The organism is Microbacterium enclense (assembly GCF_004022425.1).
GTDB lineage: Bacteria > Actinomycetota > Actinomycetes > Actinomycetales > Microbacteriaceae > Microbacterium > Microbacterium enclense_A.
On record NZ_RBZY01000028.1, the window covers coordinates 15,263 to 29,923 of the forward strand.

15 protein-coding genes are annotated in these 14,661 nt (G+C 67.4%); 10 read left to right on the forward strand and 5 right to left on the reverse strand.

All coding sequences use genetic code 11. The features are described 5' to 3' along the window. Positions 1-139: 139 nt before the first annotated feature. Positions 140-484 carry a histone-like nucleoid-structuring protein Lsr2 gene (locus D8Y23_RS09025; RefSeq protein WP_128217820.1) on the forward strand — a complete coding sequence of 115 codons (345 nt, stop codon included), beginning with the start codon at positions 140-142 and terminating at the stop codon, positions 482-484. A gap of 36 nt (positions 485-520) precedes the next feature. Here D8Y23_RS09025 and D8Y23_RS09030 read toward each other — a convergent pair whose 3' ends face one another. The 4 genes from D8Y23_RS09030 to D8Y23_RS09045 form a co-directional block, all read right to left on the reverse strand. Further along, complete coding sequence (locus D8Y23_RS09030; RefSeq protein WP_128217821.1) at positions 521-1,444, reverse strand: FHA domain-containing protein; 924 nt, start codon at positions 1,442-1,444, stop codon at positions 521-523. A gap of 14 nt (positions 1,445-1,458) precedes the next feature. Beyond that, positions 1,459-2,493 carry a M23 family metallopeptidase gene (locus D8Y23_RS09035; RefSeq protein WP_240663847.1) on the reverse strand — a complete coding sequence of 345 codons (1,035 nt, stop codon included), beginning with the start codon at positions 2,491-2,493 and terminating at the stop codon, positions 1,459-1,461. Positions 2,494-2,542: 49 nt separating this feature from the next. Continuing rightward, entirely contained in the window at positions 2,543-2,989 is a 447-nt protein-coding gene (locus tag D8Y23_RS09040) for a hypothetical protein (protein WP_164878187.1), read from the reverse strand. Between the two features lie 98 nt (positions 2,990-3,087). Then, the gene (locus D8Y23_RS09045) at positions 3,088-3,345 is read right to left on the reverse strand and encodes a helix-turn-helix domain-containing protein (RefSeq protein WP_128217824.1); all 258 of its coding nucleotides are present in this window, start codon (positions 3,343-3,345) and stop codon (positions 3,088-3,090) included. Between the two features lie 147 nt (positions 3,346-3,492). Between D8Y23_RS09045 and D8Y23_RS17275 the strand changes: the two genes are divergently transcribed. The 9 genes from D8Y23_RS17275 to D8Y23_RS09085 all read left to right on the forward strand — a co-directional run bounded on the left by D8Y23_RS17275 (position 3,493) and on the right by D8Y23_RS09085 (position 12,848). Next, positions 3,493-4,104 (forward strand): DUF6668 family protein, encoded by a 612-nt coding sequence (locus tag D8Y23_RS17275; protein WP_342672112.1) that lies wholly within the window; start codon positions 3,493-3,495, stop codon positions 4,102-4,104. 16 nt (positions 4,105-4,120) lie between these two features. Next, positions 4,121-4,417 (forward strand): hypothetical protein, encoded by a 297-nt coding sequence (locus tag D8Y23_RS09050; RefSeq protein ID WP_240663848.1) that lies wholly within the window; start codon positions 4,121-4,123, stop codon positions 4,415-4,417. Between the two features lie 9 nt (positions 4,418-4,426). Next, positions 4,427-5,179 carry a hypothetical protein gene (locus tag D8Y23_RS09055; RefSeq protein WP_128217825.1) on the forward strand — a complete coding sequence of 251 codons (753 nt, stop codon included), beginning with the start codon at positions 4,427-4,429 and terminating at the stop codon, positions 5,177-5,179. Positions 5,180-5,338: 159 nt separating this feature from the next. After that, positions 5,339-6,841 carry a hypothetical protein gene (locus tag D8Y23_RS16790; protein ID WP_164878188.1) on the forward strand — a complete coding sequence of 501 codons (1,503 nt, stop codon included), beginning with the start codon at positions 5,339-5,341 and terminating at the stop codon, positions 6,839-6,841. Continuing rightward, a complete protein-coding gene (locus D8Y23_RS09065; protein ID WP_205796970.1) occupies positions 6,841-8,352 on the forward strand; it encodes an SCO6880 family protein in 1,512 nt (503 codons plus the stop codon). The genes D8Y23_RS16790 and D8Y23_RS09065 overlap by 1 nt, the downstream gene beginning before the upstream one ends. After that, positions 8,352-9,992 carry an ATP/GTP-binding protein gene (locus D8Y23_RS09070; RefSeq protein ID WP_128217826.1) on the forward strand — a complete coding sequence of 547 codons (1,641 nt, stop codon included), beginning with the start codon at positions 8,352-8,354 and terminating at the stop codon, positions 9,990-9,992. The genes D8Y23_RS09065 and D8Y23_RS09070 overlap by 1 nt, the downstream gene beginning before the upstream one ends. Continuing rightward, positions 9,992-11,794 (forward strand): type IV secretory system conjugative DNA transfer family protein, encoded by a 1,803-nt coding sequence (locus tag D8Y23_RS09075; RefSeq protein ID WP_128217827.1) that lies wholly within the window; start codon positions 9,992-9,994, stop codon positions 11,792-11,794. The genes D8Y23_RS09070 and D8Y23_RS09075 overlap by 1 nt, the downstream gene beginning before the upstream one ends. Then, positions 11,794-12,492, forward strand: a complete 699-nt coding sequence (locus tag D8Y23_RS09080) for a DUF4913 domain-containing protein (protein WP_128217828.1) — start codon at positions 11,794-11,796, stop codon at positions 12,490-12,492. The genes D8Y23_RS09075 and D8Y23_RS09080 overlap by 1 nt, the downstream gene beginning before the upstream one ends. Beyond that, positions 12,489-12,848 (forward strand): hypothetical protein, encoded by a 360-nt coding sequence (locus D8Y23_RS09085; RefSeq protein WP_128217829.1) that lies wholly within the window; start codon positions 12,489-12,491, stop codon positions 12,846-12,848. Before D8Y23_RS09080 ends, D8Y23_RS09085 begins: the two co-directional genes overlap by 4 nt. Positions 12,849-13,491: 643 nt before the next feature. On the opposite strand, the gene D8Y23_RS16970 is transcribed toward D8Y23_RS09085, so the two are convergent. Next, positions 13,492-14,652 carry a hypothetical protein gene (locus D8Y23_RS16970; RefSeq protein WP_205796973.1) on the reverse strand — a complete coding sequence of 387 codons (1,161 nt, stop codon included), beginning with the start codon at positions 14,650-14,652 and terminating at the stop codon, positions 13,492-13,494. Positions 14,653-14,661 lie beyond the last annotated feature (9 nt).

Here is a 14,661-nt window from a genome sequence, read left to right on the forward strand (position 1 = left end):
CGATGAGGGTGGTAGTCCAATCGCGCGTTGGACTATTGCGGCGAGGTCTGGCCCACCTTCCGCAAAGCGGCGGATGTAAAACAGCTCTGTCACCGCCCTACTCCCCACTCGCAGTTGGCTGGCGTGGGAGAATGGGCGCATGGCCACAAAGCACGTCACGCATTTGATCGACGACCTCGACGGTTCCGTTTTGGAAGACGGTGCCGGAAAGACCGTGTCATTCTCAGTCGACGGGAGGGCGTACGAAATTGACCTTTCCAAGGACAATGCGAGCAAACTTCTCGACGCGTTCGCCCCGTACGTGAGTGCCGCTCGCGTGACTCACTCTGGGAACAGCGCCCGTGGCGGTCGCACTTCTGGACCCCGCCGTGACGTCGATTTGAACGCGGTACGCGAATGGGCGCGAGCGAACGGACACACCGTCAGCGATCGCGGTCGCGTGGCCGCGACCATCGTTGAGGCTTACCAGGCCGCGGTGTCATAGCCCCTCCCCCGGCGTCGCCCGGTTCTTCGAGACGGGTCAGGGCCGTTCTTCGAATGCGAGCGTGATGGTGCACTCGACGTCCCCGAAAAGGAGTCGCGTTCCACTGTCGATGAGAGTCGGTTCGCCGGCGATGAGTTGTCGCGGTGAGGCGTCGAGGATCGTTACGCCGTTGAGTGTTCCCAGATCGGTGACGCAGATGCGGCTCATCTCGTCGACGTCGATTGTGGCGTGCGTGCGAGAAAGCTCGCGTCCGGGGCTCACCGCGGCGACCGGGTGACGCCCGTCAATGGGGTCGGGGTTTCGTCCTAGAACGACTCGTCCGGGCACCCGCATGCTGCGCTTCGCATCGAAAGCGAGCAGAAGCGTCGCCGTCCGCAACGTCGCCGTATCAGTGCTCGCCCCAGATGCCAGGTGTTCGTGGGCATTTGCCGTGCTCGCGCCCCCGACCGCGGCCAGGGCGTCGACTTCTGTGACTGTTTCGCGCTCCGGGCTGGCTTGCCGTTCGGCTCCTGTAGGCGCCTTGACACTGAACGGCTCGCGCACATCGCAGGCGCTGCATGTCTCCAAGGTGACCGGCTGTGCGTGTCCGCATCGGCGGCAGGGCCCTTCGCTGACGAGGAGGTTTTCGTGGAGGTTGATGGTGCCGGTGTCGCTCAGCAGCTGGACGTATCCCTCGGGGCGGATGGCGAGGCGGTAGGCGTCGGGACCGTCCGTGACGTCCATCCGGACGGGTCTGCGGAGTGTGCGTGCGTAGGTGACTGCTCGGGCTGTCATGCCGGTTCGCAGCGCGTCGACGCTGGCAGCTTTGCACGGGTGATGGGTGCCGTTGACGATCAGTGTTCCTGTGCCGTCGGGGTTCACGACAGCTTTGAGTCGCGGCCATGCCTGCACGCGGTAGTCACTGGCGTCGGCTCGTGTGTGGTGCCGTTCGGTTGCGTGGTTGGTTTTTGTGCTGTTCATTCGGGTCTCCTCGGTTATTGCCCCAGGGTGATTCCGACGGCGGTCATGAAGGGGGCCGGGTCGACATTCTCGCCGTTGACGAGCACCTCGAAGTGCAGGTGGCAGGCGGTGGAGGATCCGCTGCTGCCGACCCGGGCGATCTGTTGACCTGCGGCCACTTCGTCTCCAACGCTTACGAGCATTCCGGAGTCATACATGTGGAGGTAGCGGGTGGTGATGCCGCTGCCGTGATCGACTGCGATCACGCCGTTTCCGCCGGCGTCGAATCCGCGGAAGGTGACGGTGCCGGATTGCGCGGCCCAGATGGGGGCCTCGCAACCGGGGCCGAGGTCGGTCCCGGCGTGTAGGCGCCGCTCCCCCGTGATCGGGTGGATGCGCATGCCGTAGGGGCTGGTGACGGCTCCCTTCGATGGGAGCGACCAGCCCTGTGCGTTGGGGATGCCGGGGGTGAGCGGATCGCAGGTGCCGCCGCTGGCGCTGCTGTCGCTGGGGTTGAGGCCGGTGTCGACGCCGGTCAGTCCCTCGACAATCTGAACGGCGCCGTCCCAGAAACGCTCATAGTGGTACGGGTCGGCGTTGACCTGTGTGCGGTGGGCGACGATGGTCGGTTCCAGCGATTCCCGGTCAGGAACCTTCTGGATCATCACCTGGAAGAACTTCGTCGACGCAATGTAGGGGTCCAGCCGCTCCTCGCTGGTCCCCCACCCGTCCTGCTGCTGAAACAGGCCAATTGAAGTCGTGCGGGTGCCGTCGGGATTGGTGACGCCGCCGGTCTCCCAGTCGCCATAGTCGATGTTGCGCAGGCTCGATTCGCCCATCGCCGTCATGACACCGATGGTCTGGTCGCGAGCGTTCAGGCCGAGGTCTTTGCCGGCCTGGATCACGTTCGCGGCATTCACGAGCTGCTCGTGGCCGTAACCGGCAATCTCCGTCCGGGGAACCGAGTCGAGGGCAATGGAAAGGCTCGATCCGGGGCCAGCGGCGGAGGCCGGTGCGCAGTCATCGACGCCGATGACGACGAAGCCGAGCAGGAGGCCGATGACCAGCACCGGTGCTGCTGCGATGGCGTAGGCCCCACCCCTCTTGGGCCCGCCCACGCTAGTTCACGCCCTCGGGAACGACGAAGCGGCTTGCCAGCCACGGGCTGTCAGCGTCAGCACGGCTGAGAATGAGGCTGTAGGTGCCAGCGTTGGTGGGAACGTCGACGTAGGCGACGTAGCCGCTCGACTCGTCCGTGATGACACCAGAACCCGTGACGCTTGACGCGATGATGCGTGATGGGTCCATGTAGGCGTAGTCGGCGGTGGCTTTCTGATCGAGAAGTGGTTGGAGCTGCGCCCACCATTCGTCGAAGCCAAGATCGGGGCGAGCGTAGGCGCGCATGACGGTATCGGCGGCGGCGATTGCGCTTTGGCGCGATGCGTCGTCCCATACGGGCACCGGACGCGGGCCATGCGTTTCGCCGGAGTCCTCGTCGATGACACCGCTCGGGGCAGGAGTCATCGACGAGGTGCCAGGGAAGACCGGGCCGGACGACACATCCATATACGTCGCCTCGGGCTCGGGAGTGCTGGCGGTACCGCTACACCCGGCGAGGATGACGACAGTGGCCACGACGAGGGCGACCCGGCTCTTCCTCACACTCACTCGCTTTCTGACACCTCCGGGTTGATGACAACTGCGGGGCCGTCGCCGCGTGGCTTGTTGGCGCCCGCCCGCAGGGTGTCCTTCAACTCGTTGACGATCACGAACCATGACGTGCCGACCTTGTAGCCGGGGATGATTCCGTCTCTCAGCCAGGTGTAGACGGTGCGCGTTGTCGTGTTGAGTCGAGCAGCAACCTCGGTTGGCCCGATGGTCGGCGGGTCTGATTCGAATAGTTGGTCGATCGCGTCGGTCACGGCGGTATCCCTTCGTGCCCCCTCAGGCAAGGATACGGGCCGGTGCGCGGACGAACATTAAATGTTTCTAACGTCGCATTCTTCGTAGCTCTTCCTATGGCGCATTAGCGTGGCAATGGCCACATTCGCTAGTTCACGGGGGTCACGATGAGCGAACGAGCCAATCCCTGGCTGTCTAGACCAACCACGCCAAGTGCCGTTGCTCAGCCACCCGTCCTGGCTGCGCCGCCGACTTCCGGGCCGGTTGCACCGCAGCGTGGCGTTCCCGCGCCCGACCAGGTCGACCGTCTGCCTGTTCGCGACCAGAGCGCGACACCTGCAGTGTGGTGGCTTGGTGTGCATGGCGGCGCAGGTGAGTCGACGCTTGCGGCTCTGAGCCCAGAGCGATCCGCAGCCGCCGGTCACGCTTGGCCGCGTAGTACCAGCGGCAATCAAACACCCGTCGTGCTGGTCGCACGATCGAACGCTGCCGGGCTACGCGCTGCCCAGAACGCGCTCCGGGAGTGGGGCGCCGGGCTCACCCCCTCCAACGTCTTGGGCTTGGTCGTAATGGCGGATGCACCTGGGCGCATGCCCCGCGCGCTACGCGACCGTCTCACCGTCGCCGCTGGCGGCGGCCCCCGCACCTGGACCGTGCCATGGGTCGACGCCTGGCGGTTTGAAGAACCAACCAACGTCCCTATCCCGCGCGACGTTCAACGAGTTTTTGACGAGCTCAGCGCAGTTATTGGAATAGGTGCCTCGAGCACCGTCAACTGAAAGGCAAGACATCTTCGTGATTGATGTGTTCCACACCGCGGTCGACGCCACCGTGAACCTGACCGGCGTCATCCCCAACCCCGCGCCGCAGCAGCCTCCCGGCACCGAAGGCGTGACCACGATCCTGGCGTGGCTGAAATGGATCGGCTACGTCGTCGTCGGCGGCGCGATCATCGTCGGCGGAATCCTCATCGCCGTCAGCTTCCGCCGCGGCGAGGGCCACGACGCCCTCCCCAAGGTCATCTGGCCGATGGCCGGCGCGATCATCATCGGCGGCGGTGCCGCCCTAATCGGCATCCTCGCCGGGGCTTAAGGAAGCGCCATGGCTGAAGACGACGACACCCAGCAAAGCCCCTTCGCACGCCCGGGTTTCATCATCGGGGCGGTCGTAGTGGCCGCACTAATAGTTGCCGGCATCTTCCTTACGGTTCTCAACCTGAACCGTGAGCCTGACGCGGCTCCGCCGGCCCCTGATCCGTCGTCCAGCGCCACGACCAGCACCGCTCCGTCCCCGACTGCGTCCGGGGGCACGGGCGGCGCTAGCGTCTGCGGCCTGGAAGGCCAGGTGCTTTCCGGCACCGTGACGACGGCACCCGCTGCGACCTGGGCTTACCAGGACGTCTATGCATACCCGGAGTCGGCCACGTACGGCCCCGGGGCAACCGCCCCTCAGGGCTACCGGTATTGCTTCCAGCGCAGCCCGGAAGGCTCGGTATTCGCTGCCGCGAACATGACAGTCGGGCTCCTCGGTGACGTCAATACGCGCAGCACACTCGCTGAGTACGCGCTAACCAGCGGCACCTATCGCAGCCAGCTCCTATCCGAGGTTGGATCATCGAGCTCGGACGTGCGCGCCTCGATCGCCGGCTTTCGCCTGCTGTCATACGACGGGGACTCAGCGCGCGTCGATGTAGCTTTCCGTGGCTCGACCGACGGCCAAGCCGTGAATGGCTCAGTCGTTTTCGATCTGACTTGGTGGCAGGGCGATTGGAAGATCAACGCTGACAATGCTCAGCCGCTGCGCATCTCGCAGCTCCCTGACCTTTCGGGCTACATCGCGTGGAGGGAGAGCTGACGCGTGGCGTCTAACGGTGGCGGAGACTGCGGCCTACTGGATATCGGCTGCCACGCTGAGGAGTGGGTGAACAGCGCAGTCGGTGATGCGATCGAGAACCTAGCTCGAGCTGTTCTCGAGGCCTTCGGAAAGGCAGTCGGTTCGCTCGGCACCCTTTGGGTGAATGTCGGAACGCCCAACCTCACCGGAACGGGTGGTGGATCGTCCATCGCCGCGGGCTCATCGGCCCCCAACTCTGAGGGCATCATCGCCGTCCTCAGCTACGTGACGTGGGTCGCGATCGTCATCGCCGCAATCTCGATCATTCTCCTCGGGGCGCTCATCGCTACGCGCATGCGCAACGGTGAAGGCTTTCAGGCGTCGGGTCGTACTGGGATCGTGCTTGGTGCGATCTTCCTCATGAGCGGCGCGACCGCGCTCGTTTCGGGACTGCTGCCGCGCGGGCCTCAGGGCGCGGGTGGTGCGGTGCTGTTCTTGCAGTCGTCGCTCTGGTGGTACATGGGAGCGGCGGCGGTGGTGTCGGTCATCATCGGCGGCGTCCGCATGGCGTGGGAGCAACGCGCCGAACCCGGAAAGGAGACGGTGAAGAGTCTGCTGACTCTCATCGTCGTTGCCGGTGCCGGTGTGACGATCGTCGGCCTCCTCGTGTCGGCCTTCGACTCGTTCTCGGTGTGGATTCTCAACGGCGCGCTGAGCTGCGACGTGGGAGCCGACTCCGCGTGCTTCGGTGAAAACATCGCGACTCTGCTCGCGCTGACGACGAACCCGAACACGGGCGGCCTCGGTGCCCTGCTCATCATCATTCTCGGCATCATCGCGATTCTCGCGACGGCTGCTCAGATTGTGTTGATGATCGCCCGCGGCGGCATGCTCGTGATCTTGACGGGCATCCTGCCGCTATCGGCATCGGCCACGAACACCGAAATGGGTAAGGGCTGGTTCAAGAAGAACGTGGGGTGGCTCGTCGCGTTCATCCTCTACAAGCCCGCCGCGGCGATCGTCTACGCCGCGGCTTTTCAGCTCGTCGGAACCGATGTGTTCTCGGATGACGGAACAGGCTTCATCGCTGTGCTGACGGGCCTCATTCTGATGGTGCTCGCGCTGTTCGCGATGCCCGCTCTAATGCGGTTCGTGACGCCCCTCGTCAGCTCTTTGTCGGCGGGTGCCGGCGGCGCGCTGGGAGCTGCGGCGATCATGGCGCTGCCCTCGGGTGCTGCTGCTGCTGGTCGCCTCGCGACCGGCTCGGGCGGTGGCTCGCCGGCGGGTGGCGGTCCCGGCGCCACGGGCGGGCAGGGCTCGACCGGCGCCGCTGGGCCCTCAGGCTCGAACGGTGGCGGCGGGTCAGCCCCTCAGGCTTCTAGCGCTGCCGGTGCCGGTGGTGGCGGCACAACAGGGGCCGCGGCCTCCTCGGGTGCCGCTGGCGGCGGCACGGGCGCGGCGGCGGCATCTGCCGGCGGTGGAGCTGCCGCGGGCGGCGCTGCGGCTGGTGGAGCTGCTGCCGGCGGTGGAGCTGCCGGTGGAGCTGCTGCCGGCGCTGCCGGTGGCCCGGTTGGCATGGCCGCGGGCATCGCAATCGGCGCAGCGGCTCAGGGCGTGCAAGCGGCCACGGGGGCCGCGAAGAACGTAGGCAATCAAGCAACGGGTGAAGGGAGCGGGACCTGATGGCAACCGTGGAGACAAGCCGTAAGGGCGTCCGCACGTACGGGAACTGGCGTCAGCCGACGTCGCCGGGGCTCCTCGGCCTCGGCACGGTCGGCACCGGCCTGATGTTCGTTGCGCTGCTGATCGTGATCGTCGTCCTGATGACGACGAACATCCTCAACGCCGTCATCACCGCCGCGGTGTTCGGCGGGATGATCCTGCTCCTGACCGTGCGCGACGGCGACGGTCGTAGCGTGCTCTCGCGCACGGCCAACCGTGTCGCGTGGTCGTCGACGAAGCGACGCAAGGCGAACGTCTACCGTTCCGGCCCCCTCGGACGCTCCGAATGGGGCACGAACCAGCTCCCCGGCCTGGCGGCACAGTCCCGCCTCTCCGAGCACGAGGACTCCTACGCCCGCCCGTTCGCGATGATCTACAACCCCCACGCGAAGACGTACTCGATCGTCATCGGCACCGAGCCTGACGGCGCGGCCCTCGTCGACCAGGAACAGGTCGACCTCTGGGTGGCCGATTGGGGTCACTGGCTGCGCAACCTGGCGGATGAGCCGGGGATGGAGGCCGCTCAGGTGACGATCGAGACGGCCCCCGACTCGGGCCGTCGTCTGCGCCGTGAGGTGGAGACGAACACCGATCCCGACGCACCGGATTTCGCGAAGGCGATGCTCGGTGAGGTGGTCATGAACTACCCCGCCGGCTCGTCGACGGTGAAGGCGTACGTGGCGCTGACGTTCTCGGCGGCACCACGTAAGGGTGCCAAGCCGCGCACGCCTGAGGACATGGGGCGCGAGCTGGCCGCTCGCCTTCCTGGCCTCACCGCGACGCTGCAAGCGACCGGCGCGGGAGCGGCGCATCCGCTGACGGCTCAGGAGCTGTGCGAGACAATCCTCGTCGCGTACGACCCGGCGGCGGCGTCCCTGATCGACGACGCTCACGCGAACGGCGAGGTGCCCGATCTGAGCTGGTCCGACGTCGGCCCCACGGCAGCTCAGGCCAACTGGGACAGCTACCGGCATGACTCGGCAACGTCGGTCACCTGGCAGATGACTCAGGCTCCTCGCGGCCTGGTGCAGTCGGGTGTGCTGGCGCGTCTGCTCGCCCCGCATCGCGACATTGCGCGTAAGCGCGTGACGCTGCTCTACAAGCCGATCGACCCCGCTCGGGCGGCGGCGCTCGTCCAGGCGGACGTGCGAGCTGCGGAGTTTAAGGCCACGTCTAGCCGGAAGCCGGTGGCGCGTGACTCGCTCGCGCTGCGCTCGGCTCAGGCCACGGAGTCGGAGGAGGCATCGGGCGCGGGCCTGGTGAACTTCGGCATCCTCGTGACCGCGACCGTCATCGACCCGAGCAAGGAGGCCGACGCTCGCGCGGCGGTCGACAACCTCGGCGCGACTGCGCGTCTGCGGCTGCGCCCGGTGTACGGATCACAGGACAGCGCTTTCGCCGCGGCGCTGCCCCTCGGGCTTGTGTTGACCAAGCACGTAGCTGTCCCGGCGATGCTGAGGGAGGGGATCTGATGAGCCCTGATCTGATCGCGCTGCTCGCGCTGGGCGGGCTGGTCCTGCTCGTCGTGGTGGGCGCGCTCGTCTTCATCCGCACCGGACGGAAGAACACCGCCACGGGCGCGTCCGCGTCCGGTGGGTCGCTCACCTCTCGGGGGTGGAGCGGCGCCGGCGGCGGCATGTCGACGTACCTACAGCCCGTCCCGGAGTGGCGCGGTACGACGGTGCAGACGTGCGGCCTGTGGCCGTACGCGATTGGCGCCGGTACGCCGATGGTGGGCGTCCCGCTGGGCCGTCATATCCACACGGGGGCGACGCTCTGCGCCGACCCGATTTCGTGGTTCCAGCGGGCGAAGCTCATCAGCAACCCGTCTGTGTTCGTGCTCGGTAAGCCCGGGCTCGGTAAGTCGACGGTTATCGCTCGCATGGCGACGGGGCTCGCCGGCTACGGCGTGCAGCCGCTCGTGCTGGGTGATCTGCGCCCCGACTACGTGGAGGTCATCCGCGCGCTCGGCGGTCAGGTCATCACCCTCGGCCGTGGGCGCGGATACCTCAACGTGCTCGACCCGGGCGAGGCGAAGGAAGCCGCTCAGCGCCTCATCGACGCCGGCTTCCAGAAGGAGGCCAACGAGGTACTGGAAGACGCCCACGGTCGCCGCTTGGCGATGGTGTCGTCCCTGTTGACGATCCAGCGCAAGTCTCCGCCGACCGACGTCGAGGAGTCGATTATCGACCAGGCCCTCCGCGTGCTCGATCGCAGCATGGAGGGCATTCCGGTGCTCTCCGACCTGCTGGCCGTCGTGCAGGAAGGTCCGACCGAGCTGCGTCAGGTCGCCGTCGACCGCGGCGATTTCAAGAAGTACCAGGAGATTACGCGCGGCCTCGAAGCGTCGTTGCTGGCCCTGGCGACCGGTAGCGGCCGCCTCGGCGGCGTGTTCTCCCACCACACGACGAACCCCATGGCGCTTGACCGTCCGGTGGTCTACGACATTTCCGCGATCGGTGAGGCTGAGGGCGATCTGCGCGCGGCCACGCTGCTCGCGTGCTGGTCGAACGGCTTCGCGACGGTGAATATCGCCAACGTCCTCGCGGACGCTGGCCTGGAACCGCGCCGGCACTACTTCGTCATCATGGACGAGCTGTGGCGAGCCCTCCGCGCCGGAAACGGCATCGTCGACCGCGTGGACTTCCTCACCCGACTCAACCGTCAGGTGGGCGTCGGCACGGCGATGATTTCACACACCATGGCCGATCTGAGCGCCCTCCCGGAGGAGGACCGTTTGAAGGCCAAGGGCTTCGTAGAGCGCGCCGGCATGGTCATGTGCGCGGGTCTGCCGTACACCGAAATGCCGGAGCTCACGACGGTCATCCCGTTCTCTGAGGCTGAGCAAGAGCTGCTGACCGGGTGGCAAGACCCGCCCGCGTGGGACGCCGCCACGGGCCGCGAGGTCGACCCTCCCGGCCGCGGCAAGTTCCTCGTGAAGGTCGGCACCCGACCGGGCATCCCGGTACAGGTGCAGCTCACGGAGGCGGAGCGCTCCATCCGCGACACGAACCAGCGGTGGTACGAACAGTCCCGCACCGCCCGCCGTGCGGTGCGCGCGGTGGAGGAGCTGGTGGAGGAGCACGAGGAGCGCGAGAAGGAGACGGTCTGATGAGCACCCCCAACAACCGCCGCCGCGATCCGGGCGGCTTCGGCGGCGAGACGCTGATGCTGCTCGTCCTGATCGTCGTCGTCGTCGGGGGCTTGGTCGTGACCAACGTCGCGGTGCGCCTGGGCGCGCAGCTCGACGGCACCGCGGCCGAGCTGCCGCCCGACCCGTTTGGGCTCACCCTCGGACTCATCCTCGGGCGCGTGGCGTGGCCGGCATCCGCGACGTGGATCGTCGCGGTTCTCGGCGCGGTCCTGCTCGTGCTGACGGTCCTCGTGATCGTCGGTGTCGTGCGTTACCGGAAGGGGCGGACCCGCGTCGACCGCGCCAGCTCGTACATGGGCCGCGGCAAGAACGTCGCCGGCCTGAGCCGACAGAACGCCGTGCAGTCTGCCGAGCGTCTCGGCGTGAAGGGCGTCGATGGTAAGCCGGTGCTGGGCGTACCGATCGGGAAGACGATCGGTGGGATGCCGCTGTGGGGCACGTGGGAGGACATGCACATCGACATTTGGGGGCCGCGTACCGGTAAGACCACCTCCCGTGCGGTGCCCGCGATTCTCGACGCCCCCGGCGGCGTGCTCGTCACCTCAAACAAGCGCGACGTGGTGGATGCCACCCGCGACGTTCGCGCGGAGGCCGGCCCGGTGTGGGTGTTCGATCCTCAGGGAATCGCGCTCGAGAATCCGTCGTGGTGGTGGAACCCGCTCAGCTACGTCACCGACGAGGTGAAAGCGGCCAAGCTGGCCGATCACTTCGCGTCGGGCTCGCGTGATCCCGGAGCCAAGACGGATGCCTACTTCGACCCCGCGGGGCAGGATCTCCTTGCGGGGCTCCTGCTCGCCGCGGCGCTCGATGGTCGACCGATCACCGACGTCTACGCCTGGCTGACGCGCCCCACGGAAGACGAGGCGGTGTCGATCTTGAAGCGGCACGGCTACAAGCTCACCGCTGACCAGGTGCGCGGCGTCATCACTGCCCCCGAGAAGCAGCGCGGCGGCATCTACGGCACGGCGCAGCAAATGGCGTCGTGCCTCACGAACCGTCAGGTTGCGTCGTGGGTGAACCCCCTGACGCAGACCGATCTTCGCCCTCAATTCGACCCCGCCGCATTCGTGCGCGGCGGCGGCACGCTCTACTCGCTGTCCAAGGAGGGCCGCGGGACCGCCGGCCCGCTCGTGACGGCGCTGACCGTGGCCGTCGTCGAGGCCGCGGAGGAAATCGCCGCGGCATCCCCCGGGGGCCGTCTCGCGGTGCCCCTGCTCGGCGTGCTCGACGAGGCGGCGAACGTCTGCCGCTGGCGTGAGCTGCCGAACCTTTACAGCCACTACGGCTCGCGCGGAATCGTCCTGATGACCATCCTGCAATCGTGGTCACAGGGCATCGACGTATGGGGAGAGTCGGGCATGCGCAAGCTGTGGTCGGCGTCCAACGTCAAGGTCTACGGCGGCGGTGTGGCCGAAGAAACCTTCCTCGAATCGCTCTCCAAGCTGATCGGTGACTACGACCGTCAGGCGTCGTCGGTGTCGTCGGGTCGCGGTGGGCGCAGCGTGAACCAGCAGCTCCACCGTGAGCGCATCCTGGACGTCGCGGACCTGTCCGCGATGCCGAAGGGTCGCGCCGTGGTGCTGTCGTCGGGGAACCGCCCGACGCTGATCCGCACGCAGCCGTGGATGACCGGCGCGCACGCCGAGAAGGTCAAGGCGTCGATTGCCGCGCACGACCCGGCGGCGCAGCGGACGATAAACGAGGCTCAGGAGTCCGTGCGCGCCGTGGCCCGCGCGGAGAACGATCGAGAGGCCGTCTGATGAGCGACAACTGGGGCGACGACGACGGGATCGAGGCCGAGCCGTTCGACGTCGACGACGAACCGACCGCGGAGCGCGAGGAGCGCGAGCCTGGACGCATGTTCGGACTCGACGTCGCGGAGGTCGTCGAAAGCATGGCGCGGCCGGCGATCGCGCGGACGCTGCAGAAGGCCGTCCGCGACGTCGTAAACGAGGTCGTCGACGCGGAGGTGACCGAACAGCTCGACCCCTCCGTAATCGAGGAGCTGCAAGCGCAAGCGGCCACCGCCGCGCGCCGAGCGGTCGGCGCCGCTCTCGACGAGCTGGACGAGGAGCCGGCCAACGAGGAGCCCGAGCTGTACTTCGGGTCGGTCGACGAGTTCGTGCGGGGTTTCCTGCTCCCCAACTACAAGCGCCGTGTGGACGGTCAGCGCGTCATGTGGGCCGCGGAGTGGTGGAAGTACGCCGAAGCCGTCGCGCGTCTCGACGCGCTCTGGCGGGCGTGGGAGCACCTGCGACAGGACGCGCAGACGGGTATGTCGGTGTGGTTCCGTGACCACGCCGAGCACCACATGTCGATTCTGCTCAGCACGGATGGTCCCTTCGCCGCGGCCGGCGAGGGCAAGAACAGTGAGAACGTGAACGACAAGGGCGAGCAGCTGCCGTACATTGCACCTCCCGAAGGGCTGTTCCCGGACGTGCGCGAGGTGTCGGCATGAGCGCCGTCACGACCCGCCGGGAATCGTGGGTGCGCTCATACGCCGCACCCTTCACGATGCGGATCGCTGTCGTCCAGACGGCGTGTGCGCTCGCGCTACTCGCCGCGGCGGGTATCGTCGCGCTTCTCTCAGCCGACGCGATCGCGCAAAGCGTCGCGGCCGGCGCGGCACTCGTCGCCGCCGTCGTGCTGTTGGCCGCGGTCATCGGCTCGATGTTGCACCTCGCGGCGCTGCGGATGCTGCCCCGCTTCCCCGTTCGCGACGGGGGCGGTCCCGCGCGGCCCTCGGCTGCCGTCCTGGAACGGATCGAGCGGCACAGGAGCGATCACGGGGAGACGCCCCCTGAGCCACGCTGAGACGCAAAGAGAGAGGGAGCGGGCCAACGGAGGCCCGCTCCCTCTCTCGTCGGCTCAGACGGGCGCTCGACGCCCACGCTCGGCACCATGCACTCAACGACACGCACTTGAACCAAGGTGGACACCCGTGATTGAGCGAAAATCAGGCTGATCAGGCGGTGAAACGACGAACGCCCGAAGCATTCGCTCCGGGCGCCGTTGAATCCACCTGTTAGGATGAGAGATGGAGTGTCGCATCTTGCGACCTCACCGTCCGGCCAGACGGTCCACTTCACAACCTGAGGAAGACTGAGATTACTTCTAAAGCAAATACCAGCGTACGTGCTAATTCAGTTTCTCGCAAACTAGAGAACCTGGATAACCCCCCAGTTCTTCCTCGGCATCAGTCGAAGAAGGAGGGGGTCATGAACGCACAAGACGTCATGGCGTTGGTGACGATGTTCGCCACGCTCGTCAGCGCTCACGCTGCACTCAGTACCCGCAGCAAGCGGTAAGCGCGCGTAGCGCCCCCCTTGTGGGGGGCTCTACCGCCCACCCTTGCTTCCGACCCGCAGGGGGCACGAAATCTATCGCGCTTCTGCCCGACACGAGAGAGGGACCGGCCAACAGGCTCGGTCCCTCTCTCACCCCCTCGGACGGACGCTCAGCGCCCCAGCTCGGAGCGTTGCACGCGCGCCGCGGCCGACCTTGCCGGCTTCACCTTCGTCGCGGTCGCGGGCGAGCCCTTGACGGCCTCCGTGGCCGGCTTGGCGTTACCGACGTCGGCGTGCACCTTCGCGGCCACGGCCTCCTTCTCGATGCCCTTGCCTTCGAGCTTGTTCGCGTCGTTCTTGCGACGCTCCGCGGAGTCGTACTTGGGGCCGGCCTCGGCTCGTGCGGACTCGGCCGCGCGCTCGTGGCTCTGGGCCTCCTCGCGCGCCTGAATGCGCTCCTCGGAGCCCTCAGGGGCGTTCTCCGCGCGCTCATCGGCCCGGTCGGCCTGACGGTCGGCGCGGTCGGCTTCGCGCATCAGCAGCGCCGCCTCTGCCTCCTCGGAGCGCGATCGCTGACGCTCCGTCTCGGAAGTGATGCGGAGGAGTTCTGCGTCGACCGCGGCCTGTGTTGCGGGGTAGTCGCCCGCGGACTCCGACAGGTCGATGCCGTGCCGTTTGCGCAGCTCGGCCCGGGTAGTTTCTGCCAGCGTCGCGGCTTCGTTCGCTCGCGTCAGCTCCGCTGAGCGTTCCGCCTCGTCGGGACCGAATGTGGCGCCGTAACGATGGTCGCGCACGTCGCGCTCGGCCACGGCGACCTGGTGGAGCAACCGAGCGGTGTCGGCCTCGGCCGTGGCGTCCGTCGTCTGGGGCGCTACGGCCATGTCGGGACCGGTAGCGCTCTCCACCTGGCGGCGCTGAACCTCGGCGTCGACGGCCGCTTGCACCGCCTGGGGGTCGCCGCCGGCCTGGACGACGTCGACGCCGTAGCGAGTGCGCAGCTCGTCGCGCATGTGCGCCTCGGCGCGCACGGCCTCGGGGTCTTCGTTGCCCCACGCGCGCGCCGTGGCGAGCGTCGTGCCGATCTGCTCGGGGGTCGCGCGCTCCCACCAGTCGTTCCGGTAGACGCTGCTGAGCTCAACGCGCGCCGACTGCCGTTCGGCGGCGAACCGGGACGCCAGCTCGCGGGCTTGCTGCTGGCTCTCCGCTTGCGCTCGTCGAGCTGCTTCCTCGCGCTGTCGGGCGAGGATTTCGCCCACGCGGCCGGCGGCGGTCACCGCGACGCGGAGCTGCCCCTCGAACGCTTCGGAAATGCCGTCGCTCTCATCGGCCATGGCGTGCTC